The sequence below is a fragment of the Pseudanabaena minima str. Chao 2107 genome (assembly GCF_051131155.1).
In the GTDB taxonomy this organism is placed as follows: Bacteria; Cyanobacteriota; Cyanobacteriia; order Pseudanabaenales; family Pseudanabaenaceae; genus Pseudanabaena; species Pseudanabaena minima.
This window is the reverse complement of record NZ_CP159508.1, coordinates 1,155,007-1,180,057: the sequence shown is the minus strand read 5'-3', so window position 1 is coordinate 1,180,057 and position 25,051 is coordinate 1,155,007. Positions and strand designations below refer to the sequence as shown.

Genomic DNA, 25,051 nt, shown 5'->3' with positions numbered 1-25,051 from the left:
CTTCTTAGCCCCTAATAATGTTAATGCATAAATCAATCAGAACAGCGATTTCTAATCTACTTGGTAAGCGAGTTTCCACCACCTCACTTCAATTTCGTTTGACCGTAGAACTGATCGCACTGTCCGTCATTAGCTTAATGGGGGTATCTGCTTGGGCAGGTTGGAGCATGGAACAGACTGTAGTTAATAGTCATAAGCAAATGCTGGAGTACATTGCGATGCGTTTCCCCGATCTAGTGGAAATGTATATGGAAACGGGCGGAATTAACGCAGGAATAGAACGCACATCTAGCAAGGTTTCGACTTCAGACTTATCGGTTTTGGTTAAGAGTGCTGATGGACGAATTCTTGCTAAATCTGCAAATAATCATGACCTATCGGCAGACTTGACAAATATTGGTTATAACGAAGTACCAACTACACCTAAGGTAGTCCAAATAGGCGATCGCTATGCAGTCATGTGTGGCAGCGCTCTTATCATAGATGGAAATATAGTTGGTAAAGTCTATCTCTCGCAAGATATCACCAATGAACAACGTCAACTAAATAATGGCATTTATGGATTAGCGATCGTCAGCACCATAGCAACTGGGGTTTTGATCTTAGCGATCGCTCTGCGAATTCGTAAAGCCCTTGTTCCTTTGCAACAAATGAGTCAGATGGCAAGTGTAATTTCTATTGACGACTTAGGTGGGGCAAAACTGCAACTAGCTAAGGCTCCTGATGAGATTTTGGGATTAGCACAGGCTTTTAATGAAATGCTGCATCGGCTGTCAGGTTCTTGGGAGCAGCAGCATCAATTTGTCGGCAATGTATCCCATGAATTACGAACTCCCTTAACCGTTATCTGTGGTTATTTGCAGAGCTTATTACGGAGAGGTGACAATCTTAGCGTTTATCAAAAACAAGCCCTCGAAACCGCCAGCGCTGAAACTGAGCGTACAATCCAAATGCTCCAAGATTTGTTAGACCTTGCAAGGGCGGATAGTGGTAATTTACAGTTTCGTCGAGATCCCGTCTTTCTGAATACTTTAGCTGCGGAAGTTGCAGGCATGAGTGAGAAAGTCAGCGATCGCTCGATAAAATTATTATCAACCGATCAAGATATAGTTGCTCTGGCTGACCAAGATCGGCTGCAACAAGTGTTAATTAACCTAGTTGATAATGCGATTAAATATTCTACTGATCCTGTGGAAATTCAATTAGCAACTAAAGATGAGCAAGCGATAATTCATGTTCGCGATCGCGGCATTGGTATTTCTCTAGCCCATCAACATCGTATCTTTGAGCGTTTTTATCGCAGTGATGATCCTTCCACACGCTCCAGAGATGGCACGGGACTGGGACTAGCGATCGCAAAAAGCTTAGTAGAAGGAATGGATGGAAGAATAACTGTGCTCTCCAAACCCAATGAAGGTAGTATTTTTACAATTACTTTACCGATATGGAATCCACAACGATGAATAATCGCATTCTTCTAGTTGAAGACGATCCCAAATTATCTAAGTTTATCGAATCAGAACTGAGTTTAGAAGGCTATGAAGTTACTGTGGCATTCAATGGTTTAGATGGATTAACTATAGCCCGTGACGATCAGCCTGATCTAGTGATTTTGGATTGGATGCTGCCCGAAATATCAGGATTAGATGTTTGTACAAGGTTACGCAAAACGGGAGTGCAAGTACCAATTATTATGCTGACCGCAAAAGATGAAATAAGCGATCGGGTGACGGGGTTGAACTCAGGAGCTGATGACTATCTCACTAAGCCTTTTAGTATTGAGGAGTTGCTAGCCAGAGTCAAAGCCAGAATGCGGCGGATGTATCCCGAGACTTCTGACAACTTACAATTTGAAGATATCACTTTAAATCGCTCATCCCATGAGGTGTATCGGGCTGGACAGAAAATAGTTCTTACTGCAAAAGAGTTTGATCTATTGGAATTCATGTTGCGACATCCCCAACAAGTACTATCCCGTGACCAAATTCTCGAAGCTGTATGGGGTTATGACTTTATGGGTGAGTCTAATATCATCGAAGTCTATATACGGGCGCTGCGAATCAAATTAGAAGACAATAACTCTAAACGCTTACTGCACACTGTACGTGGGGTTGGTTATGTATTACGAAATAATGCTTGAAAAGCGAGGTATAAAGGTTCGATTCCCTGCCTTCGGCAGGGAATCGAACCTTTATACAAAATCACAAAATGGCGTAGCCATTTTGTGATTTTGAAACCTTTATTGGGTTTGGTTTTTAATTCCCAAAAGTGTAGCCACACTTTCGGGAATTGGTATTACTTCACCAGACTAAATAAACGCTAGACTAAAAAAAGCTATATCAGTACTTCTTATTACTAACCTTACGTGGATGCAATGCCTGCGATCATCTAAGTTTAGGGCTGGCACGGGGGCACAGCCCCTACAAAATCTAAATTATTGGGGTAGGGGCAATCCCCCCGTGGTTGCCCTGTCGTGCTAGTAGTAAGAGATTCATTCTCTGAGTTCCACGTAACATCAGTTATCAAAATTGGTTTCATAATGAGAATTTAAGTAACCTTATGGATTTGGAAAACTTGTAGTTAAGTTTTGCTTAGAATATAAAGTCAAGAAATAGGGTGCGCGGCTTTGTTGCACACCCCTATTTCTTGGCTAGGGAAGGGTATTTGTTCATATACTGCTATAGAATACTAGATCTAGTATTTAACCAAGTATTCAAGATTTCGACTCATGGAAGATAAGTTGATGTTAATGATCCCAGGTCCAACACCTGTGCCTGAACAGGCATTGTTGGCTCTGGCAAAAGCTCCCATCGGACACCGTAGCGGTGATTTTAGCAAGGTCATGGCAGATGTGACCGCCAAGCTTAAGTGGCTACACCAAACAACTAATGATGTATTAATTCTCACCGTAAGCGGTACGGGCGCGATGGAAGCAGGCATCATTAATTTCCTCAGCAAAGGCGATCGCGTCCTTGTTGGTGATAATGGCAAGTTTGGCGAACGCTGGGTCGAAGTCTGTCAAGCCTATGGTGTCAATGCTGAAGTAATCAAAGCGGAATGGGGCAAGGCACTTGATCCAGAAGATTTCCGAGCCAAGTTAGAGGCTGATACCAATAAAGAAATCAAAGCGGTAATTATCACCCATAGCGAAACCTCTACGGGTGTTCTTAACGATTTAGTCGCAATTAACCGCCATGTCAAAGCCCATGAAAAGGCTCTGATTATCGTTGATGCAGTCACCAGCTTGGGGGCAATGAATGTTCCCATTGATGAATTAGGCTTAGATGTCGTCGGTTCTGGTTCTCAAAAAGGCTACATGATTCCTCCTGGATTGGGATTTGTAGCTGTCAGTCCTAAGGCTTGGGAAGCCTACAAAACGGCGAATCTACCGAAGTTCTATCTCGATTTAGGCAAGGCTCGTAAAGATGCGGCTAAAAATTCCACACCTTTCACTACTTCCGTGAATATGGTGATGGCATTGCAAGCTTCGTTAGAAATAATGCAGCGTGAAGGTTTAGAGAATATTTTTGCGCGTCACTTGCGTCATCGTGAAGCGACTAGAGCAGCAGTCAAGGCTCTGAATCTGGGTTTATTGGCTCCTGATGATGCAGCGAGTGCTTCGATTACCTCTGTGGTTCCTCCTGAAGGGCTGGATGCAGAAAAGATTCGCGCTACGATTAAGAAGAAGTTCGATATCGTCATGGCTGGTGGTCAAGATCACCTCAATGGCAAAATCTTCCGTATCGGACATCTTGGCTTTGTAGGCGATCGCGATATTCTTACGGCGATCGCAGCTCTCGAAGCATCGATTTCGGCACTTGGCTACACTAATTTCACCTCTGGTGCTGGCGTGAAAGCGGCGATCGAAGTTCTGAACGGCTAATTTGCTTTAAGTGCTTTGCGCTCAAAGACAAACTGAGAGATTGATTAAAAGTGTTGCTGCACAACACTTTTAATCAATCCATAAAAAATGGGCGCTTTGCGCCCATTTTTTATGGATTGATTGAAGTATAAGCATTTGGGCATTTATAGCCTTCATCTTGATTTTGAGGTTTAGTTGGAATTTGTTTAGTGGGAATATTACTTTCACACAGAAGTAATTTTGTGGCTTTGGAATCAGCATCAGTACTAGCGATCGCATAGACAATTCCTGTATAAGCTTTCAATCCATCCTTTAAAGGAACCGCGCTATTCTGCACTAGATTGTCCAAGATGGTAACTTTGTAGCTATAGAACTCTGAATTAAGCGATAATCCTAATCTTAATTGATTGATATCAGTCGTGAATTGTCCTTGCGTTTGAAATATTTGCTGCTGCGATCGCATAATTGCGCGAATGGATGACTTGCTCTCTGCTTCTCGAATTAAGGCTGAAGTTGCTATCAGATCTTGCGATCGCAAGATTTTGACATCACTAGGAATAGTTGTACTATCCGCAATTTTGGTTAGCTGTTGAGGTTGAGAATCTAGTGCTGTAGGGCGAGGCTGCTCGGGAACCGAATTAGCTATTTTTAACTGTCCATCATTATTGATTTCATAGATAGTTTGGGTAGTGAGATCGCCAAAAGTAAGATCAAGTTGCTGGGGAGTTTGACTAGAGTTGACCTTAAAAGTACCTGCGATCGCAGTTTTACCTGATGGCAAATCATTGGACAGAATATAAACATTGCCATCAACATCATTTTGGGTTTCAAAAATTGCCGTGCCAGTTTTGACTCCATCTGGATTTTTAAATTCCCAAGTCCCCCCTAGTTTGTGATTAGTTGAGTCTTTGGCACGATCGCTTGTATTGCAAGCCACTAATAAGCTCGAAGTGATACATGGCAAAGTGATCGCTTGAAAGATTCTTATGACAAAAGTTTTAATGTTTTTCTGGGAAATTATTTTTCGCATATCTATACCTATTCAAACTTGTCTCTTGCTAAGTAAACCTCAATAAATATATTTAAGAATCACAATTAGAATAGAAGCGATCGCTGAGCAGGATAGGATAAGCTCAAATTTTTGAAAATGTCTACCTTTTATCGGTCTCAGATAGCTAGATGGGAATTTGGTGTTTTTTCATTACTCATAAAACAAGTCTAAGTAAATAAGCTCAATTCAGAAGTTGGGGAATTGATAAATAAATTTGCTCTTTGAAGAACAGACGATGAGATGTGAATTTGCTTAAGCGTTACTAATCCCTCATCTACAAAGGATTGGCATAGTGCCGCATTATTGCCTTTATTAAAGGTCGTCTCATAAAAAACTTCGCGAATACCTGCCGACACTACTAGTTTTAAACAAGAAATACATGGTTCCAAAGTGACATAAATACTCGCACCATCGGTAGAGATCCCATGTTTAGCAGCTTGGGCGATCGCATTGGCTTCAGCATGAACTGCCCTTGAGGGAAAGTCTTTGTTTACGGTGCAGTTACTCATCTCTGGATAGCAATAACCTTGCGTTGTGCAATGGACTGAGCCTGATGGTGAGCCATTGTAGCCTGTAGCAAGTACCTGTCTATCTTTGACAATTACTGCACCCACTGGAAAAGCTAGACAGGTCGATCGCATAGCAGCAAGCTTGGTAAGCAGCATAAAGTACTCGTCCCATGTGGGGCGTTGCTGAAATGCTACATTTTCGATCAATTCAGTTTCGATCAATTCGGGCATAGGTAATCAAGAACTATTTGGTTTTAGTTATAGCGCAAAGCGTTGTAACTAAAACCAAAACTGAAGATTCTGGTAAGTTTAGACTCTTCAGTTTTGCAACTTTCTTTCTAATTTCTGACTAGCTTGGGACAGTGAGAAGCAAAACATCCAATAAATTAGAGCCACAAATAGATAAACTTCAGCATAGCGACCAATAAATTCTGGTTGTGATAAGACAGTACGAGACACACCCATCAAATCGACTAGACCAACGATCGCCACTAGGGAAGTATCTTTAAATAAGCCAATAAATTGACCAACGATCGCAGGAATCGACGCTTTGAGAGCTTGAGGTAAGACAATTAAAGCAATTGTTAAGGGAATATTTAAGCCCAAGGCTCTAGCGGCTTCCGCTTGCCCTTTAGGAATTGACTGCAAGCCTCCACGCACATTTTCAGCAAGATAGGCGGCACTAAAAAATATAAAAGCGGCGATCGCTCTCAAAACGCGATCTACTTCTAAACCTGCTGGTAAAAATAAAGGCAGCATTACCTGTGCCATAAACAAGATGCCAATAAGTGGCAATCCCCGCACAATCTCAATATATAAGACACAAAACCATTTAATTAAGGGCAATGTACTCTGTCTTCCTAGAGCTAGCAAAACTCCCAATGGGAAAGAAAATATAATCCCTGAAATCGCCACGATCAAAGTTAAAACTAACCCATTCCAAACATTCACATCAACGGCAGTTAATCCCAGATTGCCACCAATCAGCCATAGAGAAATAGGTAAAGTTGCAAACCAAGAGATCGCTAAAATCAAAGAGCTTTGGGCAAACCTTTTGCATTGCTGACCGACCAGAAACCCAATGCCAATCGCACCACTAATTGCTAAAGTCAAAATTTTGGAGATGCTATCAACAGGTAGCAAAATTGCAAGGGCGATCGCTAACGCACCGATAGAGATTGCCACAAAACGACTAAATCTGCCCCATAATCCCCATGAGATCCCTGCCAAACAGCCTGCGATCGCTAAAATGCTCCACAATCGCCAAAACTCTTCGACAGGATAAAGCCCCACTAAAAACAGCCGCAAATTACTACTCACTACTGACCACTGAGCTTGAGTCGTAGCCCAAAAACAGACATTGCTCACAAACTGATATAGCAACCAGATACAAAAAACTGTAAGTAAGCTATTAAGCCAACTGCTAAATAGATTTTTTTTTGCCCATACTAAAGGACTCTGTGATGCTAGGAGTGGTGGCGTGACCGAAGTTTGCGTCATGATGCATCTACAAATTATTTACAGCGCAATGCGCTGCATAAACAATACACCAAAAAAATATAAGGGAACGCAAAGCATTCCCTTATATTTTTTTGAAAACAACAAAATCAGTTTTTAGGTTTTACTTAGAACTTTCAGAGGCAGGATCGCCTTTGTAGGGTTGTACGCCAGTGGCGGGGAAATCATCTTTGTTGGGGGTGAAAATTTTAGCAATCGCATCGCTTAAATATTCCACCATGTCCGTTAATTTGCGAGCTAGACCGTTCATAACTATCACCCTCAAAGGAATATTTAAAGAACTTACTCAACAGTTAGGTTGGTTTGTCTATACTTCCTAACTATGTATATCCTAATACCTAAATTGTCATCGATCCCTAATTTTTAAGATGCTGTAACAATTATTTGAGTTTCAACACAGTTTTTTATAGCAATGAAAGAGATAGCCATTTGCGCCGCGCGAAGCGCGGCGCAAATGGCTTGCCCTGTCTACAGACTACCTCCTAGTTCCCGAATTCTTTTTAGGGCGTTGTTAAACCATGTCGTATTTCCTTGCAGTTTATATAGCCTTGCAGCCTCTTGGAAATCTGATAATGCTTTTTGCTTGTCGCCCCTTTGCTTGTTGATAAAGCCACGATTGAAGTAAGCATAAGCATTTCTAGGATTGAGCCGAATTGATGTTGTGTAGTCAGCGATCGCAACTTGTGTATCCCCTGAGGCATACTTCCCTGCTTTTGATTTGGCTTTTTTTTGTTTTGGTTACAGTTTGTTGAAAATTGAAATAATACAGAAAAAATTTAGGCGCAATGAATCTAATTAATCCGATGGTAAAGGAATGGCGCTATTGCTGACCTCTTCGATATTAATAGACTCAATATTTTGTAGCTGTCGGGACACCTTTGTTTCAAAACTGCGGAGGGGGGATTGGCTATTGCTCAACTTCCCTCTCGACTCCACAACCAGCCGCTTCCCAGTTAAGAAATTTCGACTATCAGTAATTTGATTGCCATTAGCTCGATCGTAGGGATTGATATCTTCGCCAATACGAACTAGCTCTCGAGAATCGCGATCAATCCAAAAACGATGAGTGATCTGCATGGCTTCCCGACTACCCCGCAATTGCTCCACAACTAAAATGCCATCATTAATTTCCACTTTTATATGTGAGCCATCCTCTGTCCCCATCACTCCGCCACAGCTAGCGCAAAGCAACAACCTAGGCGCAAAGGCAAGCTCTTGCCAACCTGATGGAGTTACCATTAAAACCTGTAGCGCTCGCTCTCTATCGGCATCAGTTCCCGATTGAATGAGCTTTAAGACCATATCTAACTTTCCATCGCCATTCAGATCACCGCGAGTCTGCTGCTCCACGATCCAGCCATCAGGAATCAATCCCTGATAGCTGGCGATCGCGGATTCTGTTGGTTTTGGCGACTTTTGCTCAATCCACCAATTTCTGAGTAAACTATCACGACCTGCTGTAACGACATATAGCATCTCACCATTTTGATTAACAAACTCATATCGACATGGCGCTTCTCCTGTGCCAGAGCAATCGTTAACTTCTACATATCCGCTATCAAATATGGCTTTGACTACAGTACTTCTCAAGTTGCTTTCAACATTTGGATTAGGTTTCCAGCCTTGTTCAAGAATGATTTGACGCGCTTCGCTATAGGTCATTCCTTTTCGGAGTGGTAAATCTTGAGATTTATTGGTTGAGTTTATGAGGGTAACTGGAGGCTTTGCTGTACCTTTGTTATTAATGGTTTCGTCAGTTGGAGATTGATTTTCTTTCTGTGCATTTGAGATTGCGGAATTAGTCTGAGACTGTGGCAATTCCTGTACAGTTGGGTTAGTAGGACTCGAACAGCCAATAACGGTTAATCCAATGAGACCAGTAAGAATCCCTGTTGCGATCGCTGAGGGATAGTAAACAAATTTCCAATTTTTCATGATGCTAAATACCTAACTCAGTTTTAATAGAAAAAATCATGAATGAATCTTGCCAAGAATCGAACAAGCATCATTTGGGTTGATCGATATCTTTTTGCGAATCTCTAACCATCGATTTTTTAATGCTTCTGGACTCAAATGCAGGTCGGAATGCAAGGCATGATATTCAGCAATTGCCTTGGCTATGCGATCGAGCGATTGGCTGCCATATTTACCTGAGGAATCATCATAGTCATCAAATCTAGGCACAACAGCAAGCTCTTTGCTTGAGCATTGCAGAGTCGAATAAAACCTCATAAGTTCTTTTGAGACAGCTTCATGAAGTATATTCCATTCACGCCAACGATTCCGTCTGTCTGACTCCACATATCCAAATTGAGCATCAAGTTTTTTGTAGTAAAGCAAATCCGTATAAGCAGTTACGATGAGATCGTGAGAAAATGTATGATCATCCTTCCCCATATACACAAATTCACCGTTATCAAGTTTTATGCGAGTAGAAGTCCGAAGAATCTTAGTAAATAATTTGTTCTCTTTAGACTCTTTCCATGATCTATACTGTCTTAACGATTGGGATAGATACCAACATCCGTCACGATGCTCAAAAATATAGGCTTCTGGGTTTCCATAGGTTCTAACTAGATTTCCATCTCTATCTTTCCTGTCGTTAATAAAATCGGCTCTAATATAATTTACGCGAAATGTTTTAGCATCAATTTTTTGAAAGTCTAATTTTAATCGCTTCTTTAACAGCTCATCATTGCCGCGAAATTTTGCAGAAGGATCAAGATAAACATATCTATTACCGATTGCCCCAATCCTAAAATCCATATAATTTTTGTCACCGATCGTCATCACTAGCAAACTCGGATCTTGATAGTCACGAATTTGGACTTCTGACGAAATATATTGCTCTCTCCCCGCAGAATCATGTACAAACTGCTCAAAAAAGCTCTTGAACTCGTTAGTTGAGCATTGTGCGATCGCAGTGACAGGCGTAACGGCTTCAGCTATACCCGCGATCGGTAGCAAACAGAGCGCTAGCGTAATTATTTGCATGAAATTCATACAGAGTTAACCTTAATGCAATAAGAATCGCGGTGAGTTGGAAAGACTGACAGGTTTACATTTTTGTTGCAGATTTTTCTTAAATATCTCTAAGTAGCTGAACATAATTAACCCCCATATTAAAAACCTGTGGTGCACGCTGCTCGTGCGCCACAGGTTTTTAGGTTTTATATTTAATTTCGCCCAGCTACTTAGAGACAGAATTTCGAGATGCTTGTAACTAATTTTTAAGGGACAAATTGAGTCAGACGATACCAAATATTAAAATTTGTTATTGTATTGGGACAGTTTTGAGGGAAAATGTACCTGAATGCGTACAAATTTTTAAAGCAATTGTAACTATGGTCGCTGCACCCTCGAAACCTCAAACTCTTGAGACACTCTGCATTAACTCCATCCGCTTTTTATCGATCGATGCGGTCGAAAAGGCAAAATCTGGTCACCCCGGTCTGCCGATGGGCGCAGCACCAATGGCTTTTGTGCTGTTCGATCAGTTTTTAAAATTTAATCCCAAAAATCCTAAGTGGGTTGATCGCGATCGCTTTGTCTTGTCCGCAGGACATGGCTGTATGTTGCAATATTCTTTGCTACATCTCACAGGCTATGACAGCGTAAGCATCGAAGATATTAAAAATTTCCGTCAATTGGGTAGCCCTACCCCTGGACACCCTGAAAACTTTGAAACAGCAGGTGTAGAAGTCACCACAGGTCCTCTCGGTCAAGGTGTAGGCAATGCCGTTGGTTTGGCGATCGCTGAAGCACATTTGGCTGCACGTTTTAACAAGCCTGGTCACAATATTGTCGATCACTATACCTATGTGATCCTTGGTGATGGTTGCAACATGGAAGGGATTGCTTCCGAAGCTGCTTCCTTGGGTGGTCACCTCAAGCTCGGCAAGCTGATCATGATGTATGACAGCAACAGCATTTCTATTGATGGCAGCACCGACCTCGCCTTTACCGAAGATGTCGCTAAGCGTTACGAAGCTTACGGCTGGCACGTTGTGAAGGTTGCTGATGGTAACGAAGACTTAGATGCGATCGCCAAGGCACTTGCCGAAGCAAAATCTGTCACCGACAAGCCTAGCTTGCTCGTTGTTACTACAACCATCGGTTATGGCTCTCCCAAGAAAGCTGGTACATCGGGCGTTCACGGTGCAGCCCTTGGTGCTGATGAAGTTGCTGCAACTCGCGCTAACCTCGGTTGGACACATGAACCTTTTGATGTTCCTGCCGATGCTCTTGCTCGTTTCCGTCAAGCGATCGATAAGGGTGCTAAGGCTGAAGCTGAATGGAATGAGCGCTTTGCTGCTTACGAAAAAGCTTATCCTGCGGAAGCTGCAGAATACAAGCGGATCATGGCTGGCGAATTGCCTGAAGGTTGGGAAAAAGCCCTTGAGCCTGTTGCTCAAAAGGAAACTTCTACCCGTTTGCTTTCAGAAGCTTGCTTGAACGCACTTTCTCCCGTACTTCCTGAATTTTTGGGTGGTTCGGCTGACTTGGCTCACTCCAACATGACCTATGTTAAGGGTCTAGCTGACTTCCAACATGGATCTTACGAAGGTCGTAACTTCCGCTTTGGCGTTCGCGAACACGCAATGGGCGCAATCCTGAATGGAATGTCCCTCCACGGCGGCACAATTCCTTACGGTGCAACCTTCCTCGTTTTCGCTGACTATATGCGTGGCGCAATGCGTCTCTCGGCATTGTCGGAAATCGGTGTACTGTACATCCTCACCCATGACTCCGTAATGCTTGGTGAAGATGGTCCCACCCACCAACCCGTCGAAACCCTCGCTTCTTTGCGCGTCATTCCTAACTCCTTGACTATCCGTCCTGCGGATGCTAATGAAACCGTTGCTGCTTACCAAGTAGCGATCGCTAACCGTAAGCGTCCTAGCTTCCTAGCTTTCACTCGTCAGAACGTTAAAAATCTCGCTGGTACTTCCATCGAAGGTGCAAAGAAGGGTGCTTACACCGTTGTTGACGCGGCAAATCCTGACCTGATCTTGATTGCTACAGGTTCAGAACTTGAGTTAGCAACTAAGGCAGCCGCTATCCTCGCTGAAGAAGGTAAGGCAGTGCGCGTAGTATCTATGCCTTGTCAAGAACTCTTCAACGAGCAATCGGCTGAGTACAAAGAATCCGTACTTCCTGCATCTGTCAAGAAGCGCGTCAGTGTTGAAGCTGGTAGCACTTTTGGCTGGCACAAGTACATCGGTTCTGAAGGTGCAGCGATCGGTATGGATACCTTCGGCGTTTCGGCTCCAGGTCCGATTGGCTATGCAAAGTTTGGCTTCACCGTTGATAACGTTGTGGCAACTGCACGTAAGGTTCTCGGTTAATCCTAATTCGCGATAGTGTGGCTACACACTATCGCGAATTAAAAACTAAACCCAGTAGAGCCTGCACAAAGTGCAGGCTCTACTGTTTCAAGGATCATGGGTTTCCAAATAGTCTTGAATCCAGTTGTTACCCAATTCCATTAGATGAGTCAAATTGAGATCCCATAAAATAATCTTACTATTGGCACTAGCTGAAGCAATCATTTCCCCATCAGGACTGAAACAAACACTTCTCACTGGTGATTGATGACCTTGGAGAGTTAAGAGTTCTTTACCATCAATACTCCATATCTTAACTGTGCGATCGCTACTACCCGATACCAAAGCATTACCATCGGGACTAAAGCAAACACTTCTAACTTCAGCATTATGTTCATTGAGGCTTTTTAATAACTTGCCATCAAGATTCCATAATTTAATGCTGCCATCTTTACTACTACTAGCAACGGTCTGACTGTCTGGGCTGAAGCAAACACTATAAACCTCACCTGTATGTCCATTCAACGTATGTAACAACGTTCCATCCCAATGCCATATTTTCACTGTTTTATCTTGGCTGGCTGTCGCTAACATATTGCCATCAGGACTAAAACCAACTTGATATACCGCATTAGCATGACCAATTAATGTATGTATCCATTCCCCTTCTTTACTCCATAACTTGACTGTGCAATCAGCACTAGCCGACGCAAATAGCTCTCCATCACTACGATAAGCCACACTGTAGATCGAGGCTTCATGTTCGTTGTATATACTTTTAAGTAAAATTCCTTTGGAATTCCAAATTTTAATGGCGCGATCGCTACTAACAGACAATAAAAATCGATTGTCTGGACTAAAACAAACACTATTCACACTCTCTTTATGCCCTTCCAGAGATGTAATCAATTGAGAATTAGGCAGCCAGATTTTAATCGTACAATCATTACTAGCTGAGGCAATAAACCGACTGTCAGCACTAAAAGCAATGCAATTTACTTCATCTGTATGGCTAACTAAACAAGGTAATAAGTTACCATTAGTTCGCCAAAACTTGATTGTGGTATCTTGACTTCCCGTGATTATAGTACTGCCATTAGTATTAAAGTTAACACTATGAACACTGCCTTTATGTCCAAACAAAGTTTTCAATAAATTACCTTTGACATCCCAAATTTTAACTGTGCGATCTCTACTAACTGAAGCCAAAGATTTGCCATTAGGGTGAAACTTCACTCCCAAAACCTTATCAGTATGTCCTGCAAGATCGGCGATCAGACTTCCTTCCATATTCCAAAGTTTGGCATCATGACCACGACTTACAGAGGCTATAATTCGCCCAGATGGAGAAATATCAACATTCTCAATAAATCTATCATGGGCTTTAATTGTTCTTATAATAGTTCCATTGACATTCCAAATAATTAGTAATTGATCGGCACTACCTGTAACTATTCGCGCTCCATCAGGACTAAAACAAAGACAAGTTACCCATTTGCTATGTCCACCAGTAAAGGTGTTAAATGCAGTTCCATCATCGCGCCATAATCTAACTTTGGCATCTTCACCACAGGATGCAAATATGGCATCAGTAGGACTAAATCTCACTGCTAAGACTGGCGCTTGATGATCCTTCAGGATCTGGATGGGTTGCTCAATATATAATTTTGTAAACCGATCCATTTTCCAAAGCCTAATCGTACCGTCACGGCTCGCTGAAGCTAAATATTGTCCAGTGCGGCTAAAACTTAGGCTCGTAATCCAGTTGGTATGACCACTTAGGGTTTGTTTGAGGTTGCCTTTTATGTCCCAAATTTTAATGGTGCGATCGCTGCTTCCTGAGGCAATGAGATGATCATTTGGCGCGATGGCAATACAGGTGACAGTGTTGAGGTGTCCCGTAAGGTGATTATATTCGCGCACATTGTAAACGGTTTGATGTAAAGCAGTAATCCCATGCATTCGGAGACTTGCTTTTTCGCCTGTGGAGTTTTCTAAGTCCAGTAACTGCTGTCCTGCTGCCATAGACTCTAAGAGCGCTTCAAATTGCTGGTTGAGGATAAATGTTGCCTTAGCAGAAGCACTTTTGAGAACAACTTCGGCTTGCATTAAACTAGCGTGCAGTTTTTGCTGCATCTTCACCAGCCTAACCTTGGCTTCTTGTTCCGCCACTAGAGTTTTCTCTAGTCTTTGTTTTGCTGCTGATAAAATTTGGTTTGCCTCAGCTTGAGCAAAAAGAGCCACTTCTACTTCTCGCTTTTCTAGTTCTTGACTCGCCGAAAAGAATTGATAGTCATGGTTACTTAGATTTTTATCTGCTGACCATGCTAAAGCATCTTGCAAAGCTTGCCCACGCAACAATCGTGAATTATCTTGGTAGTCAGAATCCATCCAAGCCTTAAATGCTTCACCATAGGGACGTAAATTCGCTAGGGCTTGGTTTACCCAATTTTGATTGAAAATAGCTGCATAAACAGGGTTATAGACCCTCAGCCTACCTTCTCGTTTAACGACTAGCCCTGTAATTCTTAACTCAGTTTGTTCAGGACTATCATCGGCAATAATTCCACATTCCAATTTATGTAAAGATGGTTCAGACCTCAAAATTTGTTGGTATAGTCCTAGCAATTTGCCCTGTCGATTTTCACTACTCCAAAGGATGCGATCGCGAATTGTTTTAAAGTGTTCGGGCTGATCCTGTATTTCCCAGTTTTCGACTAAGCGCGATCGCACTAAATTATTTACCCAGACAAGTTCATGATTGAGAGGAATCGTCTCTGAAGAGGTCAGAATAATTTGACAAAGTTTTTGGGTGAGAAATGGTTGTCCCCCTGTATAGGCGAGGATTGCTTTGAGAACAGCAACGGGATTTTTCGATTTTGTTAATAAGCCGCGCATTAAGGGCTTTGCTTCTTTTAACTGAAAGCCTCTGAGTTCGATCGCGCGACCAATGTTAAAGGGAGTGCGTTGTTTATCACGAATTAGATCCGCAGGTGTAGCTACTCCAAATAGTGCAAAGGTAAGGCGCTTATAGGCAATGCGATCGGCGCGACGATTAAATAATTCGCGAATTAGGGCAAAGAAATCATCAACAGCAAAATTTAGACTAAGAATACTATCAATTTCATCAACAAATAGAATTACGGGCGAAGATATTTTTTTGAGCAATCCTTCATCAAGAAACTTCCCAAAACGCTGTACTGGTGATAGCAAACGGTTCCGCTCCCACCAATCCTCTAGATCAAAGGAATCATACAAATCCAAACTGCTGATAATGCTATCAATTAGCCCCGCATACCACTGTTCTGGAGTAATATCAGATGTGCCGATCGCTGTAATATCGATCGCTGCACAGGTAAAGTTTTCTTCTTGCAAGCGTTTCATTGTGCGGACTCGGAGACTCGACTTACCCATCTGCCGCGAATTCAGAACGTAACAAAATTCTCCAGATTTTAAGCTTTCATAGAGATCGGTGTCAGCTTGTCGCGCCACATAGGTAGGCGCATCAACAGATAGACTGCCACCAACCTGATATAAATAATTTGAATTTGAATTTGTAGTTCTTTCTGCAATCATCATTCACCTTCTATAAAAACTAAAAGAAGAAAAAAGGCTTGACCCTTTTTCTTCTTTTAGTTTTTGCTCATAATTTGCTGAAAATATCGATAATACAAATCACACATGGGAACTACCTGATTGCCGACAAACTTAACTAAACCAATACTCCTCAATTTAAAGGATATTTGACTATCTAACTGCAAAGGGCGATCGCTTTGCACTAGTTCTTTATAAGCCTCCAGCAACTCAGGATCTTCCTTTAAGTTGCCTAGTTGACGGCGGAGATGATCACCATAAATACCCTCTTCGGTAGGAGCCAATTGCAATAAAGTGTCCCAATTCATCCGACCTCTTGCAATTTGGTAGAGTGCTTGCCTCACCAAATAAGGATGTCCGCCAGTAAGCAACATCAATTGTTTTACTTGAGTAGGTTGCCAATCTAGTTGATGTCTCCGCACTAAATCAGCAATTTGGGACAGATTTAATTCTGGCAATTCAATTGGTAATCCGACATTAAAAGGTGACTGATTAATATTTAAAGGAATATAGACTTCCTTAGAATGAACAATCACTAATCTTAACTTTTTCCAGATATCCTCATTCTTTGCCTTTTCATGCCAAGCTCTTAGCAACCCAAAAAAATCAGAGGCAATTTTGGGATATTGAAAGATTAAATCTACTTCATCTAGTCCTAAGACTAAGGGGTATTCCGTAGCTGTCAACAAATAACGCTGAAAATATTTGGTACATTTGTTTTTGCTACCTAAAACTCCTTGCCAGTAAGGCTCTAAATTGTCATCTAGATCCAGTTCTGAAGCAATACTGGCACAAAACCATTGTAGAAACAAATCTAGATCATCAAATATATCGCTATCTGCCTGTTGAAAATATAAGTGGGCAACTTGATAGCCCTTATGCTTGGCATAGGCTAGAGTGCGTGATAGCAAAGATGACTTTCCCATTTGTCGGGGAGCTTTAATCCGAATTAGGGAGCCAGCTCGCAGCATAGTTGTGAGACAATCTTTTTCAATAGGAGGTCGCTGAATGTAAAAATGAGAACCCAGTTCTATTTGCCCTTCAGGCTCTTCTAACTGAAATTGTTGCTGTTGTTGCGGAGATCTAGAAATAGTTGTGGCTGCCTTGGCATTGCGGAGAAGATTATCCAGTGCCAGCAGAGCCTCTGTTGCATCATGATATCTTTGGCGATAGTCATATCGCACCATTTTGTCAATGATTGCCGCCAGTCCTAAATTAATTTTAATGTTGACCTGAGCACAAGCCAAGGCACAGCTATATTCATTGGTTTGCTTATCCTTCGGCAATTCTCTAAAGGAAAGCCCCGTGATAGCCTGTAGGCACATTATCCCTAATGCATAGACATCACTACAAAATTTTGGCTGACCCGCTAATTGTTCGTTTGGCATATACACTAATGAGCCAACCACAACACTACGAGTCTGGTTTTCATCTTGCATAAAGTGTTCTAAAGAATCTGGATTCATCGCTTTGACTGCACCAAAATCAATCAAGACGATTTTGCGATCGCTACGACGACGAATCAAGTTAGCAGGTTTAATATCGCGATGAATCACTTGGCAGCTATGAACAAAAGCAAGAACTTGCAAAATATCGTACAAACTAGAGATTAATTTTGCCTGTTGCCACTGTTTTCCCGCACCAATCTCAGCCTCCAAGGTTTGCCCTTCGACAAACTCCTGCACTAGATAAAATTCACCATTTTGCTCAAAGTGAGCGAACAGCCTTGGGATCTGATCATGAACCCCCAATTCATGCAAAGTTTTTGCTTCGCTCTCAAATAGTCGTTTGGCGATCGCCAGTTCTTGGGGTTTAAGCAATTGCAGCTTGAGCTGCTTAACGACACAAGCAGGTTGATTTGGCAGTTGCAAATCTCGTGCTAAAAATGTTTGCCCGAAACCACCACCACCAAGCGGTTTTACAATTTTATATCTGCCTGCAAGAATTGCTTCAGCATTGGTCATGGTGGTTGCAATCAGTTTTAAGTTTTAACTAACAATCTCATCCATGATACAGCTAACTATAATTCATTAAAACTTCTTTAGATTTCAGAATCTAATTCTCACGATCAAAATTGTTTTATCTCAATTCACGAAAGTGTAGCTATACTTTCGTGAATTATAGCTGTTGCCATTCTCGTTAGGACATAAGACCCAAATAGTGTGAGCCATTGCAAAGAACCATCTCACACTATTTAGGTTTTGATTTGTCCTGACATGGATATATTTATAAGAAACAAATTCAGTAAGAGTTTTAAAAATACCAAATGGCAACACTGTTTGGCATTATAGCTAACTTCTATCTTAATTAGGACGCAGAAACAAAAGACAAGTTACGCTGCTTTGAGGCACAACTAGTTTCCTGTTTGTATTTGTCCTAATCACTATTCCCAAAACTTAATTGATTGAGACATATAGCAATCCTAAATAGATTGTGAGATTGCACCCCTTCGGGGTGCAATCTCACAATTCTCTAAATCTTACAAGCGCTATATCTTCCTTATTTTGATTTATATAGCAGTCCTATATCATTTGTGGATTTTTTTGGTTTGTGGAAGGACACCCCGAAGGGGTGTCCCTCCACAAACCATTTAGGATTGCTATAGTTGTCGCCAAGTGATTAGTACATAAAACCCAAGAAGAGAATCGCGGCGTTTCACGCCGCAATTCTCTTCTTGAGTTTTGATTTTGTCCTAACGCGAGTGGAGACAGCTATAGTTAACGTGAGTTCTGGATAAGTTACAAAATCTTAAAAGCCAAAACAGTAAAAGTCTCGCTTTGCGAGACTTTTACTGTTTTGGCTACTAGAAAGAGTTCGCAGCGCGAACCCTTTCTAGTAGCCAGTTTAAAATTAACCCGAACTGAGGTTAGTTACACAACAGATCAATATTTTCTTGGATCGATGAGGCTGATGCGTGGAGTGCTGCTAGTTCAGCGTCTGTAAGTTTCAGCTCGATCACTTTTTCGACACCTTGTCGTCCTATTTGCACTGGGACACCCATGAATATATCTTTTAACCCATATTCACCAGTAAGATGCGCCGCCGCAGGATAAATTCGATGCCGATTGCTAATAATTGCCTCCACCATTACATAGGCAGCAGCCGATGGAGCAAAATAAGCACTCCCATTTTGGAGTAGTTTGACGATTTCGGCTCCACCATTACGAGTTCGCTCTACTAGTCTAGAGATCGCCTCCTCTGACAATAACTCGGTAATCGGGACACCATTTACTGTCGATAGTCGTGGCAAGGGCAGCATCAAATCTCCATGCCCACCCAAAACAGTGGTGTAAATATCCGCTGTGGAAATCCCTAATTCCATCGCAATAAAAGTTTGAAATCTAGCGGCATCTAACACTCCTGCCATCCCAATTACTCTCTGCGGTGGTAACCCACTTACCTGCCATGCAAGATAGGTCATCACATCCAGAGGATTAGTGACAATCAGCAAAATTGCATTGGGCGATAGAGCGATCGCCTTCTGCACCACCTCCTTGATAATTGATGCATTGATTTTGAGCAGATCATTACGACTCATTCCTTCTTTGCGTGGTAAGCCTGCGGTAATCACGATGACATCCGTGTCTTTGGTGTCGTTATAGTCGTTAGAGCCAATAATTTGGCGATCGAGATTGGAGATGGTATGTGCTTGGGCAAGATCTAGGGCAATTCCCTGCGGTTTTCCTTGAACAACATCGCATAACACCACATCTGCCAAATTTTGCTTGGCAATGCGCTGTGCGAGCATACCGCCGACATTGCCCGCACCGATAACGGTAACTTTAGGCGATCGATAATCTTGAATTTTTGTCGGCATGATTTTGAAACTGAGTCTAGATAAAGTTAAAGCGTAATACCAATTCACGAAAGTGTGGCTACACTTTCGTGAATTGAAACCCAAACCCTGTAAGGGTTTTAAAAACACAAAATGGCTACGCCATTTTGTGTTTTGGTATAAAAGCTAAAAAAAAGAAGAAGGCGCTTTGCGCCTTCTTCTTTTAGAATTTGATTGTGCGTCGATGGGCTGCCACAGACTCCACCAAACCGATCGCCATAAAATTAGCAAGTAGTGCCGAGCGTCCATAACTAAGCCAAGGCAAAGGAATTCCTGTCACTGGTGCAACATTAATATTCATGCCAATATTGACAAAGGTTTGAAATAGGATGAAAGAAAATACACCGATCGCCAAGAGCGAACCAAAGTTATCCCGTGCATTTACCGCAACCACCAGCAAGCGCCAACAAACGCCCAAAAACAACAACAAAACGCAGAGGCAACCAGCAAAGCCAAACTCCTCTCCGATCGCCGAAAAGATAAAGTCAGTATGTTGTTCAGGGATAAAATTTAGCTGAGTTTGCGTACCCTTGAGCCAACCCTGACCCAAAAGTTGTCCTGCACCGATCGCGATTTTGGACTGGATGACGTGATAGCCAGCGCCGAGAGGATCTTGATTAGGGTCGATAAATAACAATAGGCGCTTTTTTTGATAATCGTGGAGAATATTCCATAATAAAATCCCTGCTTGTCCAGACACCAAATTGATTACCACCGCAATCACCGTACTGACAATCCGAAACCAAGGCAATGAGACCCAAGCCGCCACACCCATCAGGATTACCCAAACAATCCAAGCAGGTAAATAAAGCGAAAATAGGACTGCCGACACAATTGGCGAAAATATGAGTACCAACCATCCCAAACTTGCACCTGCCCAATAGAGCATCCCAATCGTAATCGCGGCGAAGACCAAAGACGTACCAAGGTTCGGTTGTAAAAAGATCAATACCCAAGGTGGTACAGTAACCCAAGCTACTTTAAAAGCATCAATCGGATTTTGGATCGGGCGATCGTGCATCACCGCAGCTAAGGAAATAATTATTCCGACCTTGGCAAATTCTGAAGGCTGAATATTAAACCCACCGATCGTAATCCAGCGTTCTGCACCAAGCGCCGTTGTCCCAATAATCATCACCAAGACCAAAGAGATATTGGTGATGGCATAGGTGATCCAATGTAATCGCAATAACTGATCGTAGTGAAACCGAGCGATCGCAAACATGGCAACCAGCCCCACTGATCCTGTGACCCAATGCTGCCACCATTCAGTGCGCTGCGAGCGAAAGTCTGAACTATAAATGGCAACGCCACCTAAAATCATCAATAGGATTGGGAAAATCAGTAATAAAGGGTCGGCATCACGCCACTCCCGTTTAATATTTTCCCAGTTGGGTAGTTCTAAACCTTTTACGATCATAAACGCAGCTAATTTCGCATCAGTTCTTATTATGTATCTTAATTCCAAGATTTACATCAAGAGATAGCTAGGAACAAAAAGATGAGTGGCGGCGCGAAGCGCCGCCACTCATCTTTTTGTTCCAATTACGGGATGCTCTACTGCACAAACCTAACCTTGATTGTCTATGCAATGGCATACTGAAGGTAATAAACAGGTATGCAAATCACTAATGCATCTGCGCTAAACCTTGTAACGACTCTATCTACCTTTCATTTCTAGGCAGGACAACCGAATCAATGCTGATGTATACAGTTGAAATCACCCTCAAAAATAATCCGATCGCTTTGTCTGTACAGCGCAAGGAGCAAGAAAATGCTGAGGCGCTTTATCGTGAAATCGCTAATGCGATCGCTGACGGTAACACCAAAGTCTTGGAATTAACCTGCGAAAAACAAGAAGGCAAGAAAGTCTCGGTACTTGCAAGCGAAATCTCGGCTGTGCAGGTTTCTGAAAAGTCAGGGACTTCTACGAATATGGGCGCAGGCTTTATCCGTGGCTAATCCTTAGAGTTGCGCCCCTGCGGGGCGCAACTCTAAGGGTTTGAGTAATTTTTTGTACAAGTACATATCTGCTATTAACAATGCCCACCGATCAATCTGTAACCACCGCCATTAGTGTTCGCGATCTTAGCTTTGCATGGGCTTCAGGGGAAACAGTCCTCGATCGCTGCACCTTATCTGTGCCAAAAGGGGAATTTTGGATGCTGTTGGGTACTAACGGCAGTGGTAAATCGACTTTGCTTAGGCTCCTAGCAAGTTTACTCAAACCAAGTTCTGGCGATATTGAGATCGGCTCTCGCGTTGGCTTTGTATTTCAAAATCCCGATCATCAATTAGTAATGCCAACGGTAGGCGCAGATATTGCCTTTGGCTTAGCATCCGAAAATCTTTCCTACATAGAAACTTTACATCGAGTCAAAGAATCACTGAGCGCGGTGAATCTAGAGCAAATGCTCCGCCGTCCCATCTATGCTCTCAGTGGTGGTCAAAAGCAACGGGTGGCGATCGCAGGGGCGATCGCACGTCACGCGGAAGTTTTATTACTAGACGAACCTACGGCGTTATTAGATGGCGAAAACCAAACCGATCTGGTTGCTTCAGTGCGCGAGTTGGTCAAACAAAAAAATCTTACGGCTCTATGGGTTACGCATCGGTTAAATGAGTTGGATTATGCTGATGGTGCATTTTTATTAGAGCGTGGCAAAGTTATTGATCAAGGCGATCCCATGCGTTTAAAACAAGTATTGATAGAACGCAGTTAGAGTTCTACGATGTAGCACGGCAAAGCCGTATCACCAAAAAATTGATTCTTACTGATGTTACATAGAACAAAGATAGGTATGTCATCTTAAGTAGCTAGGCATAATTAATTACAAAGCAAAACCCGTAAAGTTGCGCCCCTGCGGGGCACAACTTTACGGGTTTTGGAAATTTATTTTGCACAGGTACTTCAAAGAGGATTTGGAGACCAAATCCCTACATATTTGTAAAGCAGGGGCTTGGAGATCAAGCCCCAATCTCAGCTTTCCACGTAACATCTGAGCTTAAGCTTACAGTGTCTTGCATAACTTTGCTCTCCAAGTTAAAAGAGAATGGCGGCGCTTCGCGCCGCCATTCTCTTTTAACTTGGAGCTGTAGAAAACATCAAAAAGTGAATTTTGTCAATTTTTTTGATGAAGACCTAACATTTGAGAAATGAGACAGCGCAAAACTGTAAGATTATTGCGAATAGCTTTACTTAATCATCAAAGGAATTGCTTAAAGTGACTAAAGGCACAGAAATCATTGCGATCGCAGCACGAGAAATCCTCGATTCGCGTGGCAAACCAACCGTTGAAGCGGAAGTTAAATTAGCAAATGGAGCAGTTGGTCTTGCCCAAGTACCCAGTGGCGCATCTACAGGTAGTTTTGAAGCCCATGAGTTGCGGGATGGAGATAAAAAACGCTACGGCGGTAAAGGGGTTTTGATCGCAGTTCGCAACATTACTGAAAAGCTCCTCCCTGAATTGCGCGGCGTAGACGCACTCAATCAAGAACTCGTTGATCGGATCATGATCAAACGGGACGGATCGCCCAATAAATCCGAGATTGGCGCAAATGCTATCTTAGCAGTTTCGCTGGCGACAGCAAAAGCTGCATCGGCTGCGATTGGACAGCCTCTATATCGCTATCTGGGAACGCCTCTATCCAATGTGTTGCCAGTTCCCCTCATGAACGTTATCAACGGTGGTGCTCATGCGGATAACAACGTGGATATTCAAGAATTCATGATCGTGCCTGTAGGCGCACCAACTTTTAAAGAAGCATTGCGCTATGGTGCAGAAGTATTCGCAGCGCTTAGCTCGATCCTCCATGAAAAAGGCTTGTCAACTGCTGTAGGTGATGAAGGTGGATTTGCACCTAACCTTGAATCTAACCAAGCAGCTCTAGAATTGCTCATTGACGCAATAACTAAAGCAGGTTACAAACCAGGTGAAGATGTCGCTTTGGCGCTGGATGTAGCCTCTAATGAGCTATTCAAAGATGGTAACTATGTGATCGATGGCAAGACTCTCTCTCCTCAAGAGTTTGTCAACTACTATGAAGGCTTGATTGCCAAATATCCAATCGTCTCGATCGAAGATGGATTGGAAGAAGATCAATGGGCTAGCTGGAAAGCCATGACCGATCAACTCACCAATACGCAGTTGGTGGGCGATGATTTGTTTGTAACTAATAAGACCCGTCTAGAACGTGGTATTCGTGAGGGTTGTGCTAGTGCAATTTTGATTAAGCTCAATCAAATTGGTAGTTTAACCGAGACGTTAGAAGCGATCGCCACTGCTGACAAGAATGGCTATCGCTCAGTGATCAGCCATCGTTCTGGTGAGACTGAAGACACAACCATCGCCGATCTTGCTGTCGCTACTCGTGCAGGTCAAATCAAAACAGGTTCTCTATGCCGTAGTGAGCGCGTTGCAAAGTACAACCGTTTGCTGAGGATTGAAGCAGAACTTGGCAGTCAAGCTGTTTACGCTGGTGCTGTTGGTTTGGGTCCTTCTCGCTAAGTAATCGTAATACCAAAACACAAAACGGCTAAGCCGTTTTGTGCTTGGAAAACCCTTTAAACTCAAACCAAAAGATTTTTTGAAAGTATTGCAAAGCAACACTTTCAAAAAATCTTTTGGTTTGGGCGCAAATAATAACAATTCACGAAAGTGTAGCCACACTTTCGTGAATTAAAAACCAAACCCAGTAAGGGTTTTAAAACCACAAAATGGCTCCGCCATTTTGTGGTTTGGTATAAACTGGTCGCATAAAAAAACAAAAGTAAAAGCAACAAAAGTATGGAAGAACAGCAAAGTTTTCTCTACGAATATACTAAATTTTGCCTAGAGCAAGCTCAGCATGGAGTCGATACGCTAGGAACAAAACTCTCAGGGGTTATGGAAATTAGTGCATTATTATTGCTGGGTTTGCGTGTTACTTCTACCTTTCAAATCTATGTCAAACCAGATCAGGAAAACCTATACTTTATCTATTTAAGTCTCAAACTTTCAGCATGTGTGGCTCTAGCGATCGCGATCGCCTTTGCTGTATTGGGACTATATCCTCGCAAAGTCGCAACTACAGGGCTTTCTCCTGAAGTGTTGATGCAAAAAAATGAAAGCTTGCAAACGGCAATTACCGCTACATGGATGCAGCAAATTGAGGATTTACAGAGCTATAAGGCTGCACGCACAGTGTTTTTGCGAAAGGCGATGATCTCCCAAGGAATTGGCATTGCGATCGCTTCTCTGGCAACTACTGATGCTTTTATGATGGCGATTAGTGCGGGACGCTAGTTATAATCGCGATTATTAGATAAACTTGCTTCAATCTTTGGATGCTACAAGCCTATGTTGACAGCTTTTT

18 protein-coding genes and 1 pseudogene are annotated in these 25,051 nt (G+C 42.5%); 8 read left to right on the top strand and 11 right to left on the bottom strand.

What is annotated here, in order from left to right; translation table 11 throughout:
- The first annotated feature begins 23 nt into the window (after nucleotides 1-23).
- From ABM313_RS05105 to ABM313_RS05095, 3 genes are all read left to right on the top strand, one after another.
- Nucleotides 24-1,463 carry a sensor histidine kinase gene (locus tag ABM313_RS05105; protein ID WP_434686600.1) on the top strand — a complete coding sequence of 480 codons (1,440 nt, stop codon included), beginning with the start codon at nucleotides 24-26 and terminating at the stop codon, nucleotides 1,461-1,463.
- Nucleotides 1,460-2,140 (top strand): response regulator transcription factor, encoded by a 681-nt coding sequence (locus ABM313_RS05100; protein WP_434686599.1) that lies wholly within the window; start codon nucleotides 1,460-1,462, stop codon nucleotides 2,138-2,140. Before ABM313_RS05105 ends, ABM313_RS05100 begins: the two co-directional genes overlap by 4 nt.
- Nucleotides 2,141-2,728: 588 nt before the next feature.
- Entirely contained in the window at nucleotides 2,729-3,883 is a 1,155-nt protein-coding gene (locus ABM313_RS05095; RefSeq protein ID WP_434686598.1) for a pyridoxal-phosphate-dependent aminotransferase family protein, read from the top strand.
- 109 nt (nucleotides 3,884-3,992) lie between these two features.
- Here ABM313_RS05095 and ABM313_RS05090 read toward each other — a convergent pair whose 3' ends face one another.
- The 7 genes and pseudogenes from ABM313_RS05090 to ABM313_RS05060 form a co-directional block, all read right to left on the bottom strand.
- Nucleotides 3,993-4,892 (bottom strand): type IV pilin-like G/H family protein, encoded by a 900-nt coding sequence (locus ABM313_RS05090; protein WP_434686597.1) that lies wholly within the window; start codon nucleotides 4,890-4,892, stop codon nucleotides 3,993-3,995.
- Nucleotides 4,893-5,080: 188 nt separating this feature from the next.
- Nucleotides 5,081-5,653 carry a deoxycytidylate deaminase gene (locus ABM313_RS05085; RefSeq protein ID WP_434686596.1) on the bottom strand — a complete coding sequence of 191 codons (573 nt, stop codon included), beginning with the start codon at nucleotides 5,651-5,653 and terminating at the stop codon, nucleotides 5,081-5,083.
- Between the two features lie 87 nt (nucleotides 5,654-5,740).
- Nucleotides 5,741-6,922: an amino acid ABC transporter permease gene (locus tag ABM313_RS05080; RefSeq protein ID WP_434686595.1), complete on the bottom strand. Its 1,182-nt coding sequence runs from the start codon at nucleotides 6,920-6,922 to the stop codon at nucleotides 5,741-5,743.
- Nucleotides 6,923-7,043: 121 nt separating this feature from the next.
- Complete coding sequence (locus tag ABM313_RS05075) at nucleotides 7,044-7,190, bottom strand: hypothetical protein (RefSeq protein ID WP_434686594.1); 147 nt, start codon at nucleotides 7,188-7,190, stop codon at nucleotides 7,044-7,046.
- 218 nt (nucleotides 7,191-7,408) lie between these two features.
- Nucleotides 7,409-7,630 (bottom strand): annotated as a pseudogene (locus ABM313_RS05070) (tetratricopeptide repeat protein); the annotation flags it as partial.
- A 105-nt stretch (nucleotides 7,631-7,735) separates the two neighbouring features.
- Nucleotides 7,736-8,875, bottom strand: a complete 1,140-nt coding sequence (locus tag ABM313_RS05065; RefSeq protein ID WP_434686593.1) for a hypothetical protein — start codon at nucleotides 8,873-8,875, stop codon at nucleotides 7,736-7,738.
- A gap of 36 nt (nucleotides 8,876-8,911) precedes the next feature.
- A complete protein-coding gene (locus tag ABM313_RS05060; protein WP_434686592.1) occupies nucleotides 8,912-9,934 on the bottom strand; it encodes a hypothetical protein in 1,023 nt (340 codons plus the stop codon).
- A 350-nt stretch (nucleotides 9,935-10,284) separates the two neighbouring features.
- Here ABM313_RS05060 and tkt point away from each other — a divergent pair, with 350 nt between their 5' ends.
- A complete protein-coding gene (gene tkt / locus ABM313_RS05055) occupies nucleotides 10,285-12,288 on the top strand; it encodes a transketolase (RefSeq protein ID WP_434686591.1) in 2,004 nt (667 codons plus the stop codon).
- Nucleotides 12,289-12,375: 87 nt separating this feature from the next.
- Here tkt and ABM313_RS05050 read toward each other — a convergent pair whose 3' ends face one another.
- The 4 genes from ABM313_RS05050 to rodA all read right to left on the bottom strand — a co-directional run bounded on the left by ABM313_RS05050 (nucleotide 12,376) and on the right by rodA (nucleotide 21,116).
- Nucleotides 12,376-15,846, bottom strand: a complete 3,471-nt coding sequence (locus tag ABM313_RS05050; RefSeq protein WP_434686590.1) for an AAA-like domain-containing protein — start codon at nucleotides 15,844-15,846, stop codon at nucleotides 12,376-12,378.
- A 53-nt stretch (nucleotides 15,847-15,899) separates the two neighbouring features.
- On the bottom strand, nucleotides 15,900-17,825 hold the full coding sequence (locus ABM313_RS05045) for an AAA-like domain-containing protein (protein ID WP_434686589.1): 1,926 nt from the start codon (nucleotides 17,823-17,825) through the stop codon (nucleotides 15,900-15,902).
- A 902-nt stretch (nucleotides 17,826-18,727) separates the two neighbouring features.
- Nucleotides 18,728-19,678, bottom strand: a complete 951-nt coding sequence (mdh, locus tag ABM313_RS05040; RefSeq protein WP_434686588.1) for a malate dehydrogenase — start codon at nucleotides 19,676-19,678, stop codon at nucleotides 18,728-18,730.
- A 181-nt stretch (nucleotides 19,679-19,859) separates the two neighbouring features.
- On the bottom strand, nucleotides 19,860-21,116 hold the full coding sequence (gene rodA / locus ABM313_RS05035) for a rod shape-determining protein RodA (RefSeq protein ID WP_434686587.1): 1,257 nt from the start codon (nucleotides 21,114-21,116) through the stop codon (nucleotides 19,860-19,862).
- Between the two features lie 284 nt (nucleotides 21,117-21,400).
- Here rodA and ABM313_RS05030 point away from each other — a divergent pair, with 284 nt between their 5' ends.
- The 4 genes from ABM313_RS05030 to ABM313_RS05015 all read left to right on the top strand — a co-directional run bounded on the left by ABM313_RS05030 (nucleotide 21,401) and on the right by ABM313_RS05015 (nucleotide 24,981).
- A complete protein-coding gene (locus ABM313_RS05030; protein ID WP_434686586.1) occupies nucleotides 21,401-21,658 on the top strand; it encodes a hypothetical protein in 258 nt (85 codons plus the stop codon).
- 80 nt (nucleotides 21,659-21,738) lie between these two features.
- Nucleotides 21,739-22,419 (top strand): energy-coupling factor ABC transporter ATP-binding protein, encoded by a 681-nt coding sequence (locus ABM313_RS05025; protein WP_434686585.1) that lies wholly within the window; start codon nucleotides 21,739-21,741, stop codon nucleotides 22,417-22,419.
- 501 nt (nucleotides 22,420-22,920) lie between these two features.
- The gene (gene eno / locus ABM313_RS05020) at nucleotides 22,921-24,204 is read left to right on the top strand and encodes a phosphopyruvate hydratase (protein WP_434686584.1); all 1,284 of its coding nucleotides are present in this window, start codon (nucleotides 22,921-22,923) and stop codon (nucleotides 24,202-24,204) included.
- 279 nt (nucleotides 24,205-24,483) lie between these two features.
- Nucleotides 24,484-24,981, top strand: coding sequence for a hypothetical protein (locus ABM313_RS05015; RefSeq protein WP_434686583.1), 498 nt, complete (start codon nucleotides 24,484-24,486; stop codon nucleotides 24,979-24,981).
- Nucleotides 24,982-25,051: the final 70 nt, after the last annotated feature.

Coding starts and splice junctions, on each gene's coding strand:
- rodA (WP_434686587.1), bottom strand. CDS start 21,116: ATGATCGTAAAAGGTTTAGAACTACCCAACTGGGAAAATATTAAACGG.
- ABM313_RS05015 (WP_434686583.1), top strand. CDS start 24,484: ATGGAAGAACAGCAAAGTTTTCTCTACGAATATACTAAATTTTGCCTA.
- ABM313_RS05085 (WP_434686596.1), bottom strand. CDS start 5,653: ATGCCCGAATTGATCGAAACTGAATTGATCGAAAATGTAGCATTTCAG.
- mdh (WP_434686588.1), bottom strand. CDS start 19,678: ATGCCGACAAAAATTCAAGATTATCGATCGCCTAAAGTTACCGTTATC.
- ABM313_RS05075 (WP_434686594.1), bottom strand. CDS start 7,190: ATGAACGGTCTAGCTCGCAAATTAACGGACATGGTGGAATATTTAAGC.
- ABM313_RS05090 (WP_434686597.1), bottom strand. CDS start 4,892: ATGCGAAAAATAATTTCCCAGAAAAACATTAAAACTTTTGTCATAAGA.
- ABM313_RS05105 (WP_434686600.1), top strand. CDS start 24: ATGCATAAATCAATCAGAACAGCGATTTCTAATCTACTTGGTAAGCGA.
- ABM313_RS05080 (WP_434686595.1), bottom strand. CDS start 6,922: ATGACGCAAACTTCGGTCACGCCACCACTCCTAGCATCACAGAGTCCT.
- ABM313_RS05030 (WP_434686586.1), top strand. CDS start 21,401: ATGTATACAGTTGAAATCACCCTCAAAAATAATCCGATCGCTTTGTCT.
- ABM313_RS05045 (WP_434686589.1), bottom strand. CDS start 17,825: ATGACCAATGCTGAAGCAATTCTTGCAGGCAGATATAAAATTGTAAAA.
- ABM313_RS05050 (WP_434686590.1), bottom strand. CDS start 15,846: ATGATGATTGCAGAAAGAACTACAAATTCAAATTCAAATTATTTATAT.
- tkt (WP_434686591.1), top strand. CDS start 10,285: ATGGTCGCTGCACCCTCGAAACCTCAAACTCTTGAGACACTCTGCATT.
- ABM313_RS05065 (WP_434686593.1), bottom strand. CDS start 8,875: ATGAAAAATTGGAAATTTGTTTACTATCCCTCAGCGATCGCAACAGGG.
- ABM313_RS05095 (WP_434686598.1), top strand. CDS start 2,729: ATGGAAGATAAGTTGATGTTAATGATCCCAGGTCCAACACCTGTGCCT.
- ABM313_RS05060 (WP_434686592.1), bottom strand. CDS start 9,934: ATGCAAATAATTACGCTAGCGCTCTGTTTGCTACCGATCGCGGGTATA.
- ABM313_RS05025 (WP_434686585.1), top strand. CDS start 21,739: ATGCCCACCGATCAATCTGTAACCACCGCCATTAGTGTTCGCGATCTT.
- ABM313_RS05100 (WP_434686599.1), top strand. CDS start 1,460: ATGAATAATCGCATTCTTCTAGTTGAAGACGATCCCAAATTATCTAAG.